Source organism: Ruegeria sp. BG5, from assembly GCF_056538425.1.
In genome coordinates this window covers 1-16163 of sequence record NZ_JBQFTC010000003.1, presented here as the reverse complement: position 1 = coordinate 16163, position 16163 = coordinate 1, and the positions used below count along the sequence as shown (strand labels likewise).

The 16163-nt window shown below is 59.8% G+C and carries 13 protein-coding genes; 5 read left to right on the top strand and 8 right to left on the bottom strand.

Annotated features, from left to right (window positions below; genetic code table 11):
• Positions 1 to 11 precede the first annotated feature (11 nt).
• The 7 genes from ureC to ACR0KX_RS12205 form a co-directional block, all read right to left on the bottom strand.
• Entirely contained in the window at positions 12 to 1772 is a 1761-nt protein-coding gene (ureC, locus tag ACR0KX_RS12235) for an urease subunit alpha (protein ID WP_170622266.1), read from the bottom strand.
• Entirely contained in the window at positions 1756 to 2079 is a 324-nt protein-coding gene (locus tag ACR0KX_RS12230; protein WP_170622267.1) for an urease subunit beta, read from the bottom strand. The genes ureC and ACR0KX_RS12230 overlap by 17 nt, the downstream gene beginning before the upstream one ends.
• Positions 2076 to 2237, bottom strand: a complete 162-nt coding sequence (locus ACR0KX_RS12225; protein ID WP_170622268.1) for a hypothetical protein — start codon at positions 2235 to 2237, stop codon at positions 2076 to 2078. Before ACR0KX_RS12225 ends, ACR0KX_RS12230 begins: the two co-directional genes overlap by 4 nt.
• A gap of 18 nt (positions 2238 to 2255) precedes the next feature.
• Positions 2256 to 2558, bottom strand: a complete 303-nt coding sequence (locus ACR0KX_RS12220) for an urease subunit gamma (RefSeq protein WP_170524634.1) — start codon at positions 2556 to 2558, stop codon at positions 2256 to 2258.
• 1 nt (position 2559) lies between these two features.
• The gene (locus ACR0KX_RS12215) at positions 2560 to 3327 is read right to left on the bottom strand and encodes an urease accessory protein UreD (protein ID WP_480708462.1); all 768 of its coding nucleotides are present in this window, start codon (positions 3325 to 3327) and stop codon (positions 2560 to 2562) included.
• 476 nt (positions 3328 to 3803) lie between these two features.
• Positions 3804 to 4871 carry a ParB/RepB/Spo0J family partition protein gene (locus tag ACR0KX_RS12210; RefSeq protein ID WP_170622269.1) on the bottom strand — a complete coding sequence of 356 codons (1068 nt, stop codon included), beginning with the start codon at positions 4869 to 4871 and terminating at the stop codon, positions 3804 to 3806.
• A complete protein-coding gene (locus ACR0KX_RS12205; protein WP_170622270.1) occupies positions 4864 to 6249 on the bottom strand; it encodes an AAA family ATPase in 1386 nt (461 codons plus the stop codon). The genes ACR0KX_RS12210 and ACR0KX_RS12205 overlap by 8 nt, the downstream gene beginning before the upstream one ends.
• A 580-nt stretch (positions 6250 to 6829) precedes the next feature.
• On the opposite strand from ACR0KX_RS12205, the gene ACR0KX_RS12200 reads away from it, so the two are divergent.
• The 5 genes from ACR0KX_RS12200 to ACR0KX_RS12180 all read left to right on the top strand — a co-directional run bounded on the left by ACR0KX_RS12200 (position 6830) and on the right by ACR0KX_RS12180 (position 15044).
• Entirely contained in the window at positions 6830 to 8089 is a 1260-nt protein-coding gene (locus ACR0KX_RS12200; RefSeq protein ID WP_170622271.1) for a replication initiation protein, read from the top strand.
• Positions 8090 to 8344: 255 nt separating this feature from the next.
• Positions 8345 to 10036 (top strand): thiamine pyrophosphate-binding protein, encoded by a 1692-nt coding sequence (locus tag ACR0KX_RS12195; RefSeq protein ID WP_170453995.1) that lies wholly within the window; start codon positions 8345 to 8347, stop codon positions 10034 to 10036.
• A gap of 77 nt (positions 10037 to 10113) precedes the next feature.
• Entirely contained in the window at positions 10114 to 12291 is a 2178-nt protein-coding gene (locus tag ACR0KX_RS12190) for a Tex family protein (RefSeq protein WP_170622272.1), read from the top strand.
• A gap of 156 nt (positions 12292 to 12447) precedes the next feature.
• Positions 12448 to 13845, top strand: coding sequence for a bifunctional enoyl-CoA hydratase/phosphate acetyltransferase (locus tag ACR0KX_RS12185; RefSeq protein WP_480708461.1), 1398 nt, complete (start codon positions 12448 to 12450; stop codon positions 13843 to 13845).
• Positions 13842 to 15044, top strand: coding sequence for an acetate/propionate family kinase (locus ACR0KX_RS12180; protein WP_170622274.1), 1203 nt, complete (start codon positions 13842 to 13844; stop codon positions 15042 to 15044). The genes ACR0KX_RS12185 and ACR0KX_RS12180 overlap by 4 nt, the downstream gene beginning before the upstream one ends.
• On the opposite strand, the gene ACR0KX_RS12175 is transcribed toward ACR0KX_RS12180, so the two are convergent.
• The gene (locus ACR0KX_RS12175; RefSeq protein ID WP_170622275.1) at positions 15028 to 16014 is read right to left on the bottom strand and encodes a helix-turn-helix domain-containing protein; all 987 of its coding nucleotides are present in this window, start codon (positions 16012 to 16014) and stop codon (positions 15028 to 15030) included. The genes ACR0KX_RS12180 and ACR0KX_RS12175 overlap by 17 nt on opposite strands.
• Positions 16015 to 16163 lie beyond the last annotated feature (149 nt).

The window sequence follows — 16163 nt, the reverse complement described above, 5'->3', positions numbered from 1 at the left end:
CTCTTCCAATCTCAGAACATGAAATAGCGTTGCGCCATCGGCAAAACCTCGGCCGGTTGGCAAGTCAGCAATTCGCCATCTGCGCGGACCTCATAGGTTTCGGGATCGACCTCGACATGCGGGGTTGCATCGTTCAGCAACAGGTCCCGCTTGCCGATGTTTCGCGTGTTTCGCACGGCAACCGTTTGTTTGGCCAAACCAAGCGCGTCACCAATCCCGTCGGCCTGAGCCGCTGCCGAGACAAAGGTGATCGCTGAATGCTCGACCGAGCGGCCATAGGCCCCGAACATTGGACGGCTATAGACCGGCTGCGGCGTCGGGATCGAGGCGTTCGGGTCCCCCATCTGTGCACAGGCGATGGTGCCACCCAGTAAGACCATCTCGGGCTTTACCCCGAAAAACGCCGGGTTCCACAGCACCAGATCGGCACGCTTGCCTTCTTCGATACTGCCGATTTCATTGCTCAGGCCATGCGCGATGGCCGGATTGATGGTGTATTTCGCAATGTAGCGGCGGACGCGCAGGTTGTCGTTGTCACCGGTTTCCTCGGGCAGGCGTCCGCGTTGCTTCTTCATCTTGTCGGCGGTTTGCCAGGTGCGGATCAGCACCTCCCCCACCCGGCCCATGGCCTGACTGTCGGACGCAATGATGCTGAACGCGCCCATGTCGTGCAGGATATCCTCGGCCGCGATGGTCTCGCGACGGATGCGGCTTTCGGCAAAGGCCACATCCTCGGGGATGGATTTGTCGAGGTGGTGGCACACCATCAACATATCCAGATGTTCCTCGACCGTGTTCACTGTGAAGGGCCGCGTCGGGTTGGTGGATGAGGGCAGAACATGGTTCTCGCCGCAGATCTTGATGATGTCCGGTGCATGGCCGCCACCCGCGCCTTCGGTGTGGAAGGCATGGATCGTCCGGCCTTTCATCGCAGCCACCGTGTTTTCCACGAAACCGGATTCGTTCAGCGTATCGGTGTGGATCATTACCTGCACGTCCATCGCATCCGCCACAGACAGGCAGCAGTCGATGGCGGCGGGCGTCGTCCCCCAATCTTCGTGCAGTTTCAACGCGCAGGCCCCGCCCTTGACCTGTTCCTCAATTGCGGCGGGCAGCGAAGCGTTGCCCTTGCCCGCAAAGGCCAGGTTCATCGGAAAGGCGTCCGCCGCCTGCAACATCCGCCCGATATGCCAGGGGCCGGGGGTGCATGTGGTGGCCAAAGTGCCATGGGCCGGGCCGGTGCCACCACCCAGCATGGTCGTCAGGCCAGAGTGTAGCGCGTCTTCGATTTGTTGCGGGCAAATGAAGTGGATATGGCTGTCGAAACCACCGGCGGTCAGAATGCGCCCCTCGCCCGCAATAACCTCGGTCCCCGGTCCGATGACGATGTCGACACCGGGTTGCGTATCCGGATTTCCGGCCTTGCCGATCTTCGCAATGCGCCCGTCTTTCAGGCCCACATCCGCCTTGTATATGCCCGAGTGATCGACGATCAGCGCATTGGTGATGACCGTATCCACGGCCCCCTCGGCCCGCGTGACCTGAGACTGCCCCATCCCGTCGCGGATCACCTTGCCGCCACCAAACTTGACCTCTTCGCCATAGACCGCGTCGCGATGCCCGGTTTCGGTGAACCGGGCCGCTGTCGCGCGATCCACGATCAGGTCCTTTTCAACCTCGATAATCAGATCGGTATCGGCCAGACGCACCCTGTCGCCCACCGTTGGCCCGAACATGGCGGCATAATCACTGCGGCTAATCTTGCCCGGCATCTCTCAAAGCCCCCATGATATGCATGTTGAAACCGTAAATGTGCCGACGCCCCTCGTACGGAACCAGCATGACCTCGCGCATTTGCCCCGGCTCGAACCGCACGGCTGTCCCGGCCGGAATATCAAGCCGCATCCCCAATGCGGCATAGCGATCAAAATCAAGCGCCGAGTTCGCCTCGGCAAAGTGATAATGGCTGCCAACCTGAACCGGGCGGTCGCCCGTATTTGCCACCACAACCAAACGACTGCTGCGCCCGGCATTGAGCGTCAGCGACCCCTTCGCCGGAATGACCTCGCCCGGGATCATTTGGGCAGTTTGGATATCAGAGTGATGGCGACCAGCGCGATCAGGGCCAGCCCAACACCCAACGCGACGTAATCGCCGCCATGAGCGTGAATATGGGTGTCCGAGTGGGCCAGCGCCGGGCCGGACAGGACAAGGGCGGGAAACAGCATGCGGTTCATTTGGACCTCCTGTATGGGTTAGCGAATAGGGTTGTGGACGGTCACAAGCTTGGTTCCGTCCGGAAACGTGGCCTCGACCTGTACGTCGTGGATCATCTCGGGCACGCCCTCCATGCATTGATCGCGTGTGATGACTTCGGCCCCGGCCTGCATCATGTCAGCGACCGAGCGCCCATCCCGCGCGCCTTCAACCACCGCATCGGTGATCAGGGCGATCGCCTCGGGGTGGTTCAACTTGACGCCACGCGCCAAACGCTTGCGGGCGACCTCGGCGGCCATGGCGATCAGCAATTTGTCTTTCTCTCTCGGGGTCAGGTTCATGTCACAGCATCCAGCATCGTGGGAGAGTTTCGGAATTCAGTCGTCGCAGGACCGGCAGCAAAACGCGGCGCAACGCGAACCCGCTGGGTGCCAGTATCCGAACCACCATCAGGTCTTCGCGGATAAGGCTGGCACCTCCAGTGTCCGGCAGTATTTCCCGCACTGCTTTCAGATGACCGCTTGCCGAGTCCGAGGCCAGAATGACCAACGCCATAGCCCCTGCCCCGCCACCAATGTCGGGCCTGCCAAGATGCGTATTCAGATCTCCTTCAAACCGGATCGCATCCAGAAACAATGGCTGATTTCCGAGGCGGAGTTCGATGTGGTCCCACAAGCGTATGTCGCCGAGGGTTTCGCCCATGGCTTGCCGCCCGAAGATCAGCGGCTCGACCACCAGCGCCTGCGCGCCGGGATCGAGATCGACGATCAGACGCCGATTCAGAGCGCTGTTGTCATAGAGGATCGTCTCTTGCGGCAGCCAGTTCAGGCGCGCGCCCCTGCCCACCTTGATCGTGTTACTGACGGTACCAACTTGTCCGGGCTGCGCCTTGTAAACCCGCTCACACGCTTGGGTTGTCAAAGTCACTGTCGTGTCAGGGGCTATCTGCCCGGTAAAGCGGAACTGATCGCCTCCGGTGATCCCACCGGCCGTGTTGAGCAAAACGGCCTCCAGACCCAGGTCCTGCGCGCGCGGGAACATGCACTTGTACGAGCCCGACTGCTGGAACCCGTCGATGACTGTTTTGCGGCCCAGTGCCTTGCTGGACAAAAAGACCCTGCCCACGGCGCGGGGCGGATTGGCCAAATTGGGGGACGATATCGGGATGGTCTCGGTGATGGGAACGGCTCATGCTTCAAGGCTGCGGGAAATTTGTCGCCGCCTGTTGCAGTGAACTCTATGAACTGCGCCCTGGACCTGCCGATTCTCCTGTCGATCTGCTTAAATCCTGTGCGAATTGACGCCATTCGCCCAGTTTTTGCTCAAACTTGTATCGACGACCTTATTGAATGGTCGCGTTCAATATTAGCGCATCACACCCCGCACCTTCCAGTTTTTTTGCTTCGCGACAGTCTCGGAGTTGGACCTTCGCCTGCTTTAGAGGTGCATTCTCAAACAATGAGGCGATGCACATAATGCTCTTTTTCTGACATTAATGCGCACAACTTGAAACCCTCAATGAAAGGCCCAAACCAGGTTGGAACTAGTCTCCTAGATTGCCCCTCAGTTTCGTTGCGAAACCGAGGTCAGAGCATGTGCTCTGCAATCTGCTCAACGATCCGCGCCGCATCATCTGCAGACAAGTTGCGCCCGCGAATGCGAAGGCGCAGTTCGCCTGCCGAGACCTCTGCCTGAATTTCCCCACCACCCGGAAGACTGACCGGTGCCAAACGCTCAACCTGTTGCGGTCGTCCGCCACGCGTTTTGTCTCTGGACGGTTCGGGCGCGTCCCTGAGCGCATTTTCCAGCAAGGACCATTCCGCCTTGGCATCCAGAACATCTGCACCTGCCAGGGCCTGCCGCAGTTTGGCTTGTGCCCCGTCCCTCAATGCGGCCGCGAGCTTCAGACCGGCCTTCTCGGTCAAGGCGATGGGATGCTGCAGCAAATCCCCCAGCGCCTCGTGAACACTGGCAAAGCTGCGCACCTTGGAACGTTTGGCCTTGGACGCGGCTGCAAACAAAACGTCCACTGCGGCTTCGGTGGAGTCGAAAACCCCCTGCCCTGCGGCCAGAACAGCGATCCGACCGCGCTCATACGGGCTCAGGTTGGCGCGCAGTTCGTTCTCTTCGACCATCGAAACATAGGCACCCTGCCCTGTCTCGGCGTTGCGCACAAAGGCCGGGATCGCCGCAAATCTCGGATCGGTTATGGCCAGACGCCGGAAGGCATCCAGGCGTCTAAACCCGGAAATAAGGCCATACCCCTCACCGTCCGGTGTAACCTCGATCGGTGTGCGAAGGCCGTGGACGCGCAAGGACTCCAGCAACTCGGCCATTGCCTCTTCATCCTCGACCATGCGGTCCCGTCGGATATAGTCGGCATCAATATCGTCCAAGGGCAGCTTTTGCGCCACCAGACCAGCGTCTTTTGCGTCGCGCCAGGCGGCGGCATCTGTTTGGTCCTGCGCCAGTGCGACCCTGTCCGTCACCGCAGCCATCCCGTTCAAAGACGCAGCCTCGGCCGCAACCTGTGCAATCGGCGGTGCCGGGGATTTTGTATCAAACGGGCTGATCGAAGGTTTCGCGACGAAACCAGCCTCGAGCTGTTCCAGTTCCGCCGTGTCCGGGGCGGTCAGTCTTCTGCGTTTAGCCATCTGCCTCTCCTCCCATCTGAGCATCGCGCCACCAGCACCCGATCAGAACCTCTTTGAATTCCGCATAAGTCCGGTCAAAGGTCTCGCGGCCTCGCACATAGGTGTCGCGGTTGAAATCGCGGTAATCCGCTTCGTAAATCCCGTTCACTTGCTCCCCCGCCTGCCCGACCAAAGCGGTATAGTCCTGACGGTAGGCATTCATGAAATCCCCGAAATAAGCCTGTATGACATTTGCCATGTCGGTCTGCTGACTGGCGTCAAAGCGCGTGATGATTGCCCGGACTACATCCCATTCGAACTTAAGTTCGGGTAAACCTGCCGCCCGTTGCGCGGCATTCTCGCCATCTTCGATGCTGGCAAAAGTCGTATACAGCATGTCGAAGAACCGGCCCGTCGAATCAAACTCCAGGAATGACGCCCCAAGCGGCACCAACAGAATATCCGCCGCGGCCAGCGCATTGATCGTTAGGTACCCAAGTGCAGGAGGGGTATCGAGGAACACGATGTCGTAATCATTAAGAACGCCCTCGTCTTGCAGGAAGTTCGTCAACCCATCCCAAAGAGGCCAGCTGCGCAGGCCCATGCGCCAGACGGGAATCTGGAACTCGGCCCAATACAGGTTCAGCTGCGCGCCGATCAGATCGATATTGGGCCAGTGCGTCTTTTGAATGACATCGCGGGGCAGGGTGGCCAGGGCCTCTTGTAGCGTTTCGTCCAAGGGGATTTCGGGTTGACCCGCCGCGATGCGAACCCTGTTTTCCTCTTGCACGGCGCGCGCATAGTCTTTGGCGATCAATGGAAACACCGTTTGCCATTCATCCGCGACGCGACCACCAAGGATCGAGGTCATGGACCCCTGGCTGTCCAAATCGATCACGAGAACCTTGTAGCCGTCCAGCGCGGCGGACATCGCCAGATGAGCAGCAGTCGAGGTCTTTCCGACACCACCCTTGAAGTTGGCGACGGCGACGACCTTTGCCGGAAGGCCCTCCGGACGATACGGCAGATATTCCTTTGTGCTGACGCCTTCAGCCGCGAAATGCTGGCGCAGGGTCAGAACCTCTTCCAAAGTGAACCATTTGGATCCGGTCTCGCCCTCGCCCTGGGGCAGGTCGGGATTGGCCTTCAGAACCCGCCTCAGATGGGCGGGGGCGACGGGGATAAGATACTTGGTGATTTCCCATATGGAAAACCGCCGCAGCCGTTTTTCTCCATCAGGGGCATAGCCACGGCGGGCAAGGTCTTCTCGTCCCTTGGCGCAGAATGTGGCCGCTTTTGCGAATCGAGATGTCCCGATAGGATCAGGCAACTTGGTTGCCGCGTTCTCTGGATCAAGATTCAAATAGGGCGGCACGGGAGGTTGGTTGGATTTGTTCACTGTCGATGCCTCGGATAATGTTCGCCTTACCAGCGTATATTCCAAAATGTAGCGAACATTTTGTCTGGCGGCTATCCTTCATTGCGGTTTTTTCCACAGAAATACATCAAATGACCGAGTTTCGTCGCGAAACCAATTCTTAAAACAGAAAAAGGCGCAACAAAGAGTTTATTCTATTTAGAAGTTTTAGATTCTTTGGGCCCAAAACTGCTAATAATAACAATGAGATGAATGTACTACCGGACCTCAATACGGTACGAAAGGAACCTCTTTTCAGGACAATAGGTTCCTGTTTGCAGGACGAAAAGCGCCAGAATCCGGGAAGAGGGGGCCCGATTCGCGGTATTCAAAAAAACAGGCGAAATCAGAGCCTAATCCTGCCCCTCGGAACAGGTTGACGAGTCGTTTTGAGCGGCATCCAGTCTTCGCCGAGTCCCTGCCCTGGGGATAACTCTCAGTGCAGAGTCATTAGGTACCTGTTTACGGGATTCCTTTCATCCTGTATTTGGGCACCCAAAGAAGATTGATCATTGGGTACCTTTCGTGGCACAAATATTAAAACGAGCAGTCAGGCAGAATCATGCCGGATACATTATTGGACATGGATACCCTCTCTGGTGCTCTGCGCCGGGAGACGGTGAAAAAGAATGTCGCCGCGATTCATATCAGCGGCAAGCTGACGCTGTTGCAGCGTAAGCTGTCCAATGTGCTGTTGCTGAATGCCTATGATGCACTGACCTCGGCCGCCACCCATACGATTGACGCCAGAACCCTGGCCATGATGGTGGGCTACAATTCCAACGACTTCGATACACTGCGCGCCAGCCTGCGCGCTTTGGCTGAAACCGTAGCCGAGTGGGATATGCTGGATGAACAGGGCCGTCAGGAATGGGGCGTCTCGTCCTTGCTGAGTTTTGCCAAGCTGAAGAACGGGGTGTGCGAATATGCCTATTCCCCGGCGTTGGCGCAGAAGCTTTATGACCCCAAGATCTATGCCCTCATCAATGTGCAGATTCAGAGGAATTTCAGCTCAGGCCATGGCCTGGCATTGTATGAGAATTGCTATCGCTTCGTCAGAACGGGCTCGACAGGGTGGTGGGCGCTGGACGTGTTCCGCAAGTTGATGGGCGTGGATGGCAGCGACTATTACAGCAGCTTCAAGCATCTGAACGCCAAGATCATCAAACCGGCGGTGGCCGAGGTGAACAAAAGCTCGGACATTCTGATTGAACCGGAATTCAAGAAGAAGGGTCGCACCGTCACGGACATCCGATTCCGTATCAAGGGCAATCCACAGAAAGCGATGTTCGAGATTGATGACAGCGACGGCGTTCGCAACCTGCCGATCTACAAGACGATGCGCGATCAGGGTGTCTCGGACAGGTTGGCGCGGCAATGGATTGCTGAACATGGGGAAGACTATGTGCGGCAAAAGCTGGACTATGTAAGCGGGCAGGGGGGCGTGAAATCAACGCTGGGCTACCTATCGGCTGCGCTGCGCGATGATTACCAGCCACCCGATCCGGACACGAAACCAGAGCCAAGCCCTGAGGCTCTGGCCGCGGCGGAACAGCGTCAGGAAGAACGGGCTGAGGAAGATCGCGCCTATGCCGCGCGGGTGGCTGAGCGATCCGAAAGGGCGCGAAAACTCTCGATCGTCGAGGAGCTGGTTTCGCGGCGAAACCCCACGCAGAGAGATGCCGACAAGCGTTTGTTTCTGGCCGGCCTGGACAATGACCTGGACCGAGAGCATTTCCGCGCACATGGGTGGCGTTCTGGCCTGAACGCGGCGGCAATCTTTGCCTTTTGGCAGGACCTGGAGCCAGAGGCGTTTGAGTAAATCGCCTGCATCCGGTTTGCCTGTCCAACACACCCGCCCAATGCAGCGCGCAAAAATCCGAAATAATGATTATTAAAAACCAAATAGCTCTAAGTCCTTTTGGTCCTTAGGACGAAACCCTCGCGCGCAATACGGACCCAAATATCAAAACCGCAAAATCAGGAATTTCCCCGTTTGCGTATGCCGCGCCCTTAGGTCAAGTTGCCCGTCAGAGACTGCGCAATGCCGCAGACAGGTTCGAAGGACAGATCCGAGATGACGCAACGAAATGGCGGTGTGGTACTGGTTGAATGCCTGCAGGGGCTTGGGGCGCGGCACAGTTTTGGCGTTCCCGGTGAAAGCTATCTGGCAGTTCTGGATGCGCTGCATGACACAAGCAGCACAAGGCGGGATACAAACGGCGCGCTGGATTTCACCTTATGCCGGAATGAAGGTGGTGCTGCGTTCATGGCTTCGGCTTACGGCAAGCTGACCGGTCAGCCCGGTATCTGCTTTGTGACCCGAGGACCGGGCGCGACCAATGCTTCAATTGGCGTGCACACGGCGATGCAGGACAGCGCCCCGATGATCCTGTTCGTAGGGCAGGTCGGGACGGACATGAAAGGGCGCGAGGCGTTTCAGGAGATCGACTATCGCGCCTATTTCGGCACTGTCGCCAAATGGGTAACCGAGATTGAGGCGGTGGACCGCATCCCCGAGATCATCGCCCGCGCCTGGACCACCGCAATATCAGGCCGCCCCGGCCCAGTGGTTGTCGCCTTGCCCGAGGATATGCTGACCGAAGTAACAGACGTCCCCGCGTTGACGGGCCCTGCGCCGGTTCACGAACCCGGCCCAACGCCCGACGCGATTGCGGCGGTTGTGTCCAAACTCTCGACCGCAAAACGCCCGCTGATCCTGATTGGTGGTGGTGGCTGGCGGGCCGAGGGCAGCACGGCTTTGCAGCGATTTGCCGAAGCCGCCGATATTCCGGTGATCGCCGCCTTCCGGTTTCAGGACATCCTGGACAACCACTCGCCCAGCTATGTGGGTGACGCCGGGACCGGCATGACACCGGCGACCCGAGCACAGATCCAGGGCGCGGATGTGATTCTGGCCATTGGCGTGCGGTTCGGAGAGATGACAACTGATGGCTACACCTTGCTGAACGTGCCCAAACCGGATCAGACGCTGATCCATGTGCACGCCTCGGACCGCGAGATTGGAAAGGTCTACATTGCTGACCTAGGTGTCCAATCCGGCCCGAATGCCTTTGCTCAGGCCATGTCGCAACAGGTTGTGCAAGGCAGCTGGGCGGACTGGCGGGCCAGAGCCCGCGCGGATTATGAGGCATTTTTCGATCTGCCCGACCTGCCCAGCCCCGTGGATATGGGTAAGGTCTCGGCCTATCTGCGCGACCGTCTGCCCGAGGATGCGATCCTGACCAATGGTGCCGGCAACTTTACCGTTTGGCCGAACAAGTTCTTCAAGTACGGCCCGAACCAGCGGCTGCTGGCTCCGCAATCCGGGGCGATGGGCTATGGGCTTCCGGCTGCCGTTGCCGCCAAGGTCGCGCATCCGGACCGGACTGTTGTCTGTTTTGCCGGGGATGGTGATTTTCAGATGAACTGTCAGGAGCTTGGAACCGCCATGCAGGCCGGGGCCCAGCCCATCGTATTGATCCTGAACAATGGCACATACGGCACCATTCGGATGCATCAGGAAAAAGCCTATCCCGCTCGCGTCTCGGGCACGACGCTGGAGAACCCGGATTTCGCAGCACTTGCAAGGTCTTACGGTTACCATGCTGAGCGGGTTGAGCGGACCGAGGAGTTCAAGGCCGCGTTCGAACGGGCGCTGGCGTCGGACAGCGGGGCGGTTTTGGATCTGAACATCTCAGCCGAAGCGCTGACTCCGCGCCAGACCCTCAGCCAGATGCGCGAGGCAGCACAGAAGGCGGGCTCCTGATAAAAGTTTCGGGGCCTCTTTCCCTTGTGGGACGGGCTGTCTAAGAAGTGCGTCCAACTTGATTTCAGGAGGCCCCATTGGACCGTATCGCCCGCACCATCGCCACCGAGATTCAAGCCCGCCCCGAACAGGTGAATGCAGCGGTCAAACTGTTGGATGACGGGGCGACGGTGCCGTTTGTGGCGCGGTATCGGAAAGAGGCGACGGGCGGGCTGGATGACGGTCAGCTGCGCACCTTGTCCGACCGCCTGACCTATTTGCGCGAGCTTGAGGCGCGGCGTGACACGATTCTGAAATCGATCAAGGATCAGGGCAAGCTGAGCGACGATCTGGCCAAATCCATCGCACAGTCCGATACAAAAGCGCAGCTTGAAGACATCTATCTGCCCTATAAACCCAAACGCCGCACCAAGGCGATGATCGCCCGCGAAAACGGGTTGGAGCCTCTGGCCGATGCGATCCTTGCGGATCGGTTCGCTGATCCCGAGGCGCTGGCAAACGGGTATTTTACTGACGCCGTGCCTACGCCGCGCGACGCGCTAAACGGGGCGCGGGATATTCTGACCGAACGGCTGACCGAAAACGCCGCCCTTTTGGGCGAGTTACGCAGTTTCATGCAGCGCGAGGCGTATCTGAGTGCCAAGGTCATTGAGGGCAAGGAAAAGGAAGGCGCCAAGTTCAGCGACTATTTCGACCATTCCGAGTTGTGGGCCGACGTCCCCTCGCACCGGGCGCTGGCGATGCTGCGGGCCTCGAAAGAGGGGATCGTAACGCTGGACATCGCGCCGGAGCCGGAATTTGGTGCAGGGCGGGCCGAGACGATTGTGGCCGCCCATTTGCAGACGCGCGGCGATGGGCCGGGCGACAAGTGGCTGCGCAAAGTGGCGGGCTGGACCTGGCGGGTCAAGCTGTCGCTGAGCATGATGGTCGAGCTGATGGCCGACCTGCGCAGCCGGGCGCAGGACGAGGCTATTCAGGTCTTTTCCCGCAACCTCAAGGATGTGTTGTTTGCCGCCCCCGCAGGCGCGCGGCCTACATTGGGGCTGGATCCGGGTATCCGGACCGGGGTGAAGGCGGCTGTGGTGGATGCAACGGGTAAGGTTGTGGCGACAGACACGCTCTATCCGTTTCAGCCCAAGAACGATTTGCGCGGGGCGCAGGCGGCGATCCTGAACCTGATCTCGGCCCATCAGATCGAACTGATTGCCATCGGCAATGGCACTGCCAGCCGCGAAACCGAACGGATGGTGGCCGACGCGATCAGCCTGTTGCCCAAGAGCGTGACAGCACCCACCAAGGTTGTGGTATCCGAGGCCGGGGCCTCGGTCTATTCCGCCTCGGAACTGGCGGCGCGCGAGTTTCCCGATCTGGACGTCTCGCTGCGCGGAGCGGTGTCGATTGCCCGCCGGTTGCAGGACCCGCTGGCCGAACTGGTGAAGATCGAACCGAAATCCATCGGCGTGGGGCAATACCAGCACGACGTGGATCAGCACCGCCTGTCCCAGTCGCTGGCAACCGTGATCGAGGATGTGGTGAACGCGGTGGGGGTTGATCTGAACACCGCCTCGGCCCCGCTGCTGTCGCATGTGTCGGGTCTGGGTCCGGCGCAGGCCGAGGCCATCGTCAGCCATCGGGACATCAACGGACCATTCCGGTCGCGCAAGGATCTGCTGGACGTCGCCCGCCTTGGCCCCCGCGCCTTTGAACAATGCGCCGGGTTCCTAAGGATCCGGGATGGGGCAGAGCCGCTGGATGCCTCCTCGGTCCACCCTGAGGCCTATGACGTCGCGCGCCGTGTGGTTGCTGCCTGTGGCCGGGATATCCGGCAGATCATGGGGCATGAGGGTGCCCTGAAACGTTTGCGGGCGGAACAGTTTGTGGATGACAGGTTCGGCCTACCCACCGTGCGCGATATTTTTGCCGAATTGGAAAAACCCGGCCGCGACCCGCGCCCCAGTTTCGTCACGGCCTCGTTCACGGACGGGGTGGAAGAGATCACTGATCTGAAACCCGGCATGATGCTGGAGGGCACCGTCACCAACGTGGCGGCCTTCGGCGCGTTTGTCGATATCGGCGTGCATCAGGACGGGCTGGTCCATGTCAGCCAACTGGCGGACCGTTTCGTCAAGGACCCGCATGAGGTGGTCAAGACCGGTCAGGTCGTCAAAGTGCGCGTGGTCGAAGTGGATGTGCCGCGCAAACGCATCGGCCTGACCATGCGCAAGAAGGGCGGCGACACGCGGCGCAGGGCGTGAACAAAGGGCAGACACGTCGCAAATTCGTTAAGCAGCCAATGATACGCTGCCGGCAACCGGGCTGCATCTGGCTGGACTTGGTTGACACAATGCAAGACGCTCGGGTCGGATTGTTTGGAAATGGGCGGCCCCCGGGGTCGTAGGTAACTGAAAAACATGCAATATCACAACAAACCATACGATCAGCTTAGCGTCGGAGACAGCGCCGAAATCACGCGCAGCTGTTCGGTTGACGACTTCTATGTCTTCGCCAACAACTCGGGCAATCACAATCCGCTGCATCTGGCGCATGAAGACGGCGACGGCGACAATGAGCCCGAGGCGCTTGCCCCCGCGATCTTTGTCGGCGCGCTGGTCTCGGCGGTGCTGGGCAACGTTCTGCCTGGCGCAGGCACGCTGTATAAATCCCAAAGTTTCGAGTTTGTCGCGCAAGCCTATGCGGGTGACGAATTGACCTCGAAAGTCACCGTTCTGGAAAAGCGCGACAACCGCGAGGTTGTGTTTGACACCAGCGTCACGCGGGTATCGGATGGGGCCGTGATCCTGCGCGGTCAGGCCGTCGTGATTGCGCCGGAAAAACAGATGACCTTTGCCGAGGTTGATCTGCCCGGCCTGGTGGTCAAACGTCATCGCCATTTTGACGCCCTTCTGGAACGGGTGCGCCCATTGGACCCGATGCCAACCGCAATTGTCGCCCCGGAAGAGGCGAACTCATTGGGTGGGGCCCTGCTGGCGGCGCGTGAGACCATTATTCAACCGATCCTGATCGGTGATCCGGACAAAATCTACGCCGCTGCGCGTGAGATTGGTCAGTCGCTGGATGCGTTCGAGATTCTGCCGGTGATGGATCACCTTGGCGCGGCACACACCGCCGTTGATCTGGTTGCCGAAGGGCGGGCGCAGGCCGTGATGAAAGGGCATTTGCACACGGATGAGCTGCTTAAGGCAGCATTGCGCCGGGATCAGGGGCTGCGGACCGGTCGGCGCTTTACCCATGTCTTTGTCATGGATGTACCCGGCCAGCCGCGGCCTTTGCTTGTGACCGACGCGGCGATCAACATTGAACCGGATCTTGAGACCAAGATCGACATCACCCAGAACGCCATCGATCTGGCGCTGTCGCTGGGCATCGAACAGCCCCGCGCCGGGGTGTTGTCAGCTATTGAGACGGTGAACCCGGCGATCCGGTCTTCGGTCGATGCGGCACTTCTGTCCAAGATGGCCGAGCGTGGCCAGATCAAAGGCGGCTTGGTCGATGGGCCGCTGGCGATGGACAATGCGGTCAGCCTTGCCGCCGCACGCACCAAAGGCATCGTGTCCGAGGTTGCGGGCCGCACCGATATTCTGGTCGTGCCCAATCTGGATGCGGGCAACATGATGGCCAAGCAACTGACCTATATCGCCAATGCCGAAGGGGCAGGGGTGGTCATGGGGGCCAAAGTGCCGATCATCCTGACCAGCCGTGCGGATGACGACAAGGCGCGGCTTGCGTCTTGCGCAGTGGCGGCGCTGCATCAGGCGCGCATCTCAGCAGTTGGGAAGGGGCGGGCATGACCCATGTTGTGACGCTGAATGCCGGGTCATCCTCGCTGAAGTTCGGGTTCTACGAACTTGCCCCCGGCGACCCGGTCGAGAAATGCACCGGCACCGTCGAGCGCATCGGCGAGGCGAGCGTCTCGGTCACGGCAAAATCGGCCAGCGGCAGGGCGCTGGCCAATGGCAGCCCGGGCGAGACGCCGGACCATGCAGCAGCGCTGGATTGGGTTCTGGGCTTTCTCAGCCGAACCTATCCGTCCGCGCAGGTGTCGGCGGTCGGGCACCGTGTCGTCCATGGAGGCCCGGATATCGACACGCCCTTGCCATTGACCGCAGACTCGATCGCGGCGCTGGACAAACTCTCGCCCTTCGCGCCGCTGCACCAGCCGCATAACCTGGCCGGGGTGCGGGCGGCGATGGAACGGTTTCCCGACGCGGCGCAGATCGCCTGTTTCGACACCGCCTTTCACCGCAACCACCCGTGGGAGAATGACGTCTTCGCCCTGCCGCGCGAGTATTATGACAAAGGTGTACGTCGCTACGGGTTTCACGGCCTCAGCTATGACTACATCTCGGGCCATATGGCGGATACCGCACCGTTGCTGCATGAAGGCCGGGTCGTTGTTGCGCATCTGGGCAACGGGGCATCGATATGCGCGATGATCGGCGGGCGCTCTGTCGGATCGACCATGGGGTTCTCGGCCTTGGACGGGCTGCCGATGGGCACCCGCTGCGGTCAGCTTGATCCCGGTGTCGTGCTGTATCTGATGGAGCAGGAGGGGCTGAGCGCTACAGAAATCTCGGATCTGCTGTTCCGAAAATCCGGCCTGCTCGGCCTGTCGGGTCTGTCCAATGATATGCGCACACTGGAAAAGGCCGACACGCATGAAAGCCGACAGGCGATCAGCTATTTCACCTTCCGTCTGCGGCGCGAACTTGGTGCGATGGCGGCGGTTCTGGGTGGCATCGATGCTTTGGTCTTCACCGGTGGCATTGGCGAAAACTCACGCCTTGTGCGCGACCGGGTCTGTACCGGGATGGGCTGGCTGGGGATCGAGATAGATCCCGACGCAAATGCAGACAACAACCGGATCATCTCGACCAACCTGTCCCGCGTGGTGACAATGGTGATCCCCACGAATGAGGAACTGGTCATCGCCCGCGCCGCCGCCAATCTGCTGGCAGGTTCGGATGTCCCAGCTAGAGGCAGCCACTAAAGCGCTGGCTGCGGATCGCGTCCGGGGTTAGGCGATAGCGGTCGCGAAACGACCGGGTCAGCGTTGTGACCGACGAAAACCCGGTCGCCGCCGAAATCTCGCGCTGTGACAGATCGGTGTGGCGCAGCAACTCATGCGCCCGTTCCAACCGCAGGGCCTTGTAGGTCGACAACAGTTTGGTTCCGGTTTTTTCCAGAAACCGCCGCTGCAACTGTCGGGTCGAGGTTCCCAGAATGCGCGAAATATCGGGGATTTTCAGCGGGTCCTCGATATGCGCCAGCATGGCATCAACGGCGTGCAACACCATCGGGTCCGCGCCGGATCTTTGGATCAACCGTGTGGCCAAAGTGCTTTTGTGCTGCGCTTCCGGCTCGGTCAGGCCGATATACGCGCGCAGCGTGTCCGCGATATAGGCCCCGTGATCCAGTGAGGCCAGATCAGCCAGCAACCGCAACGCACCAAGCCGGGTCGAGGCGCTATGCGTGCGCCCCTCGGCAGTCAGGTGCCTGTCAGCACTACAGATGCACAGCCCGCTTTCCTGCGCGGCGGCGGCAAAGTTCGGGTGCACCGCCACGGATTTCTTGTGCGTACGCCCGATTTCGGCCAGCAACAACACGGCGCTTCCAACAAGGATGGTGCGTTGGGCCAGGCTGATCACCTGCGCGGTCCATGCTCTTTCCATGGGGGACAAGGTCCAGTGATTTTCCAGATCCCCCCAGAAGATAGCGGTCCGCCCGTGCCAGAAGATCGGGTTCCCCGGTTTTTCCTGTGCAATCTGGCGGATGTTCACCTGATAGGAATAGTCTTCGGAAAACGCGTTAAGGGCCTGGAAGAATTCCGCAATCATTCCGGTTGATGCGGCTGCAATATCGGTTGCCACAAACACGTCAACGTCGCGCTGCTTTTGGGGCTGCGGCGACACTGATCCTGCCAGTTCCAGGCACGCATCGTTAGGGACGTAATGTTTCATTGCGATGCCTTTCTACAAGTGGAACGTACTATTACTAAATGCTTGGGGCGGTTCGTGGACCCCCCGCCTTTTTGTGGCGGGGGGTTTGTTGTTATTCAGCTGCGTCTTTGTATGCGTCCATTGGGGGGCATGTGCAGACGAGGTTTCGG

Coding starts and splice junctions, on each gene's coding strand:
- ureC (WP_170622266.1), bottom strand. CDS start 1,772: ATGCCGGGCAAGATTAGCCGCAGTGATTATGCCGCCATGTTCGGGCCA.
- ACR0KX_RS12210 (WP_170622269.1), bottom strand. CDS start 4,871: ATGGCTAAACGCAGAAGACTGACCGCCCCGGACACGGCGGAACTGGAA.
- ACR0KX_RS12180 (WP_170622274.1), top strand. CDS start 13,842: ATGACCCATGTTGTGACGCTGAATGCCGGGTCATCCTCGCTGAAGTTC.
- ACR0KX_RS12225 (WP_170622268.1), bottom strand. CDS start 2,237: ATGAACCGCATGCTGTTTCCCGCCCTTGTCCTGTCCGGCCCGGCGCTG.
- ACR0KX_RS12195 (WP_170453995.1), top strand. CDS start 8,345: ATGACGCAACGAAATGGCGGTGTGGTACTGGTTGAATGCCTGCAGGGG.
- ACR0KX_RS12175 (WP_170622275.1), bottom strand. CDS start 16,014: ATGAAACATTACGTCCCTAACGATGCGTGCCTGGAACTGGCAGGATCA.
- ACR0KX_RS12185 (WP_480708461.1), top strand. CDS start 12,448: ATGCAATATCACAACAAACCATACGATCAGCTTAGCGTCGGAGACAGC.
- ACR0KX_RS12220 (WP_170524634.1), bottom strand. CDS start 2,558: ATGAACCTGACCCCGAGAGAGAAAGACAAATTGCTGATCGCCATGGCC.
- ACR0KX_RS12200 (WP_170622271.1), top strand. CDS start 6,830: ATGCCGGATACATTATTGGACATGGATACCCTCTCTGGTGCTCTGCGC.
- ACR0KX_RS12230 (WP_170622267.1), bottom strand. CDS start 2,079: ATGATCCCGGGCGAGGTCATTCCGGCGAAGGGGTCGCTGACGCTCAAT.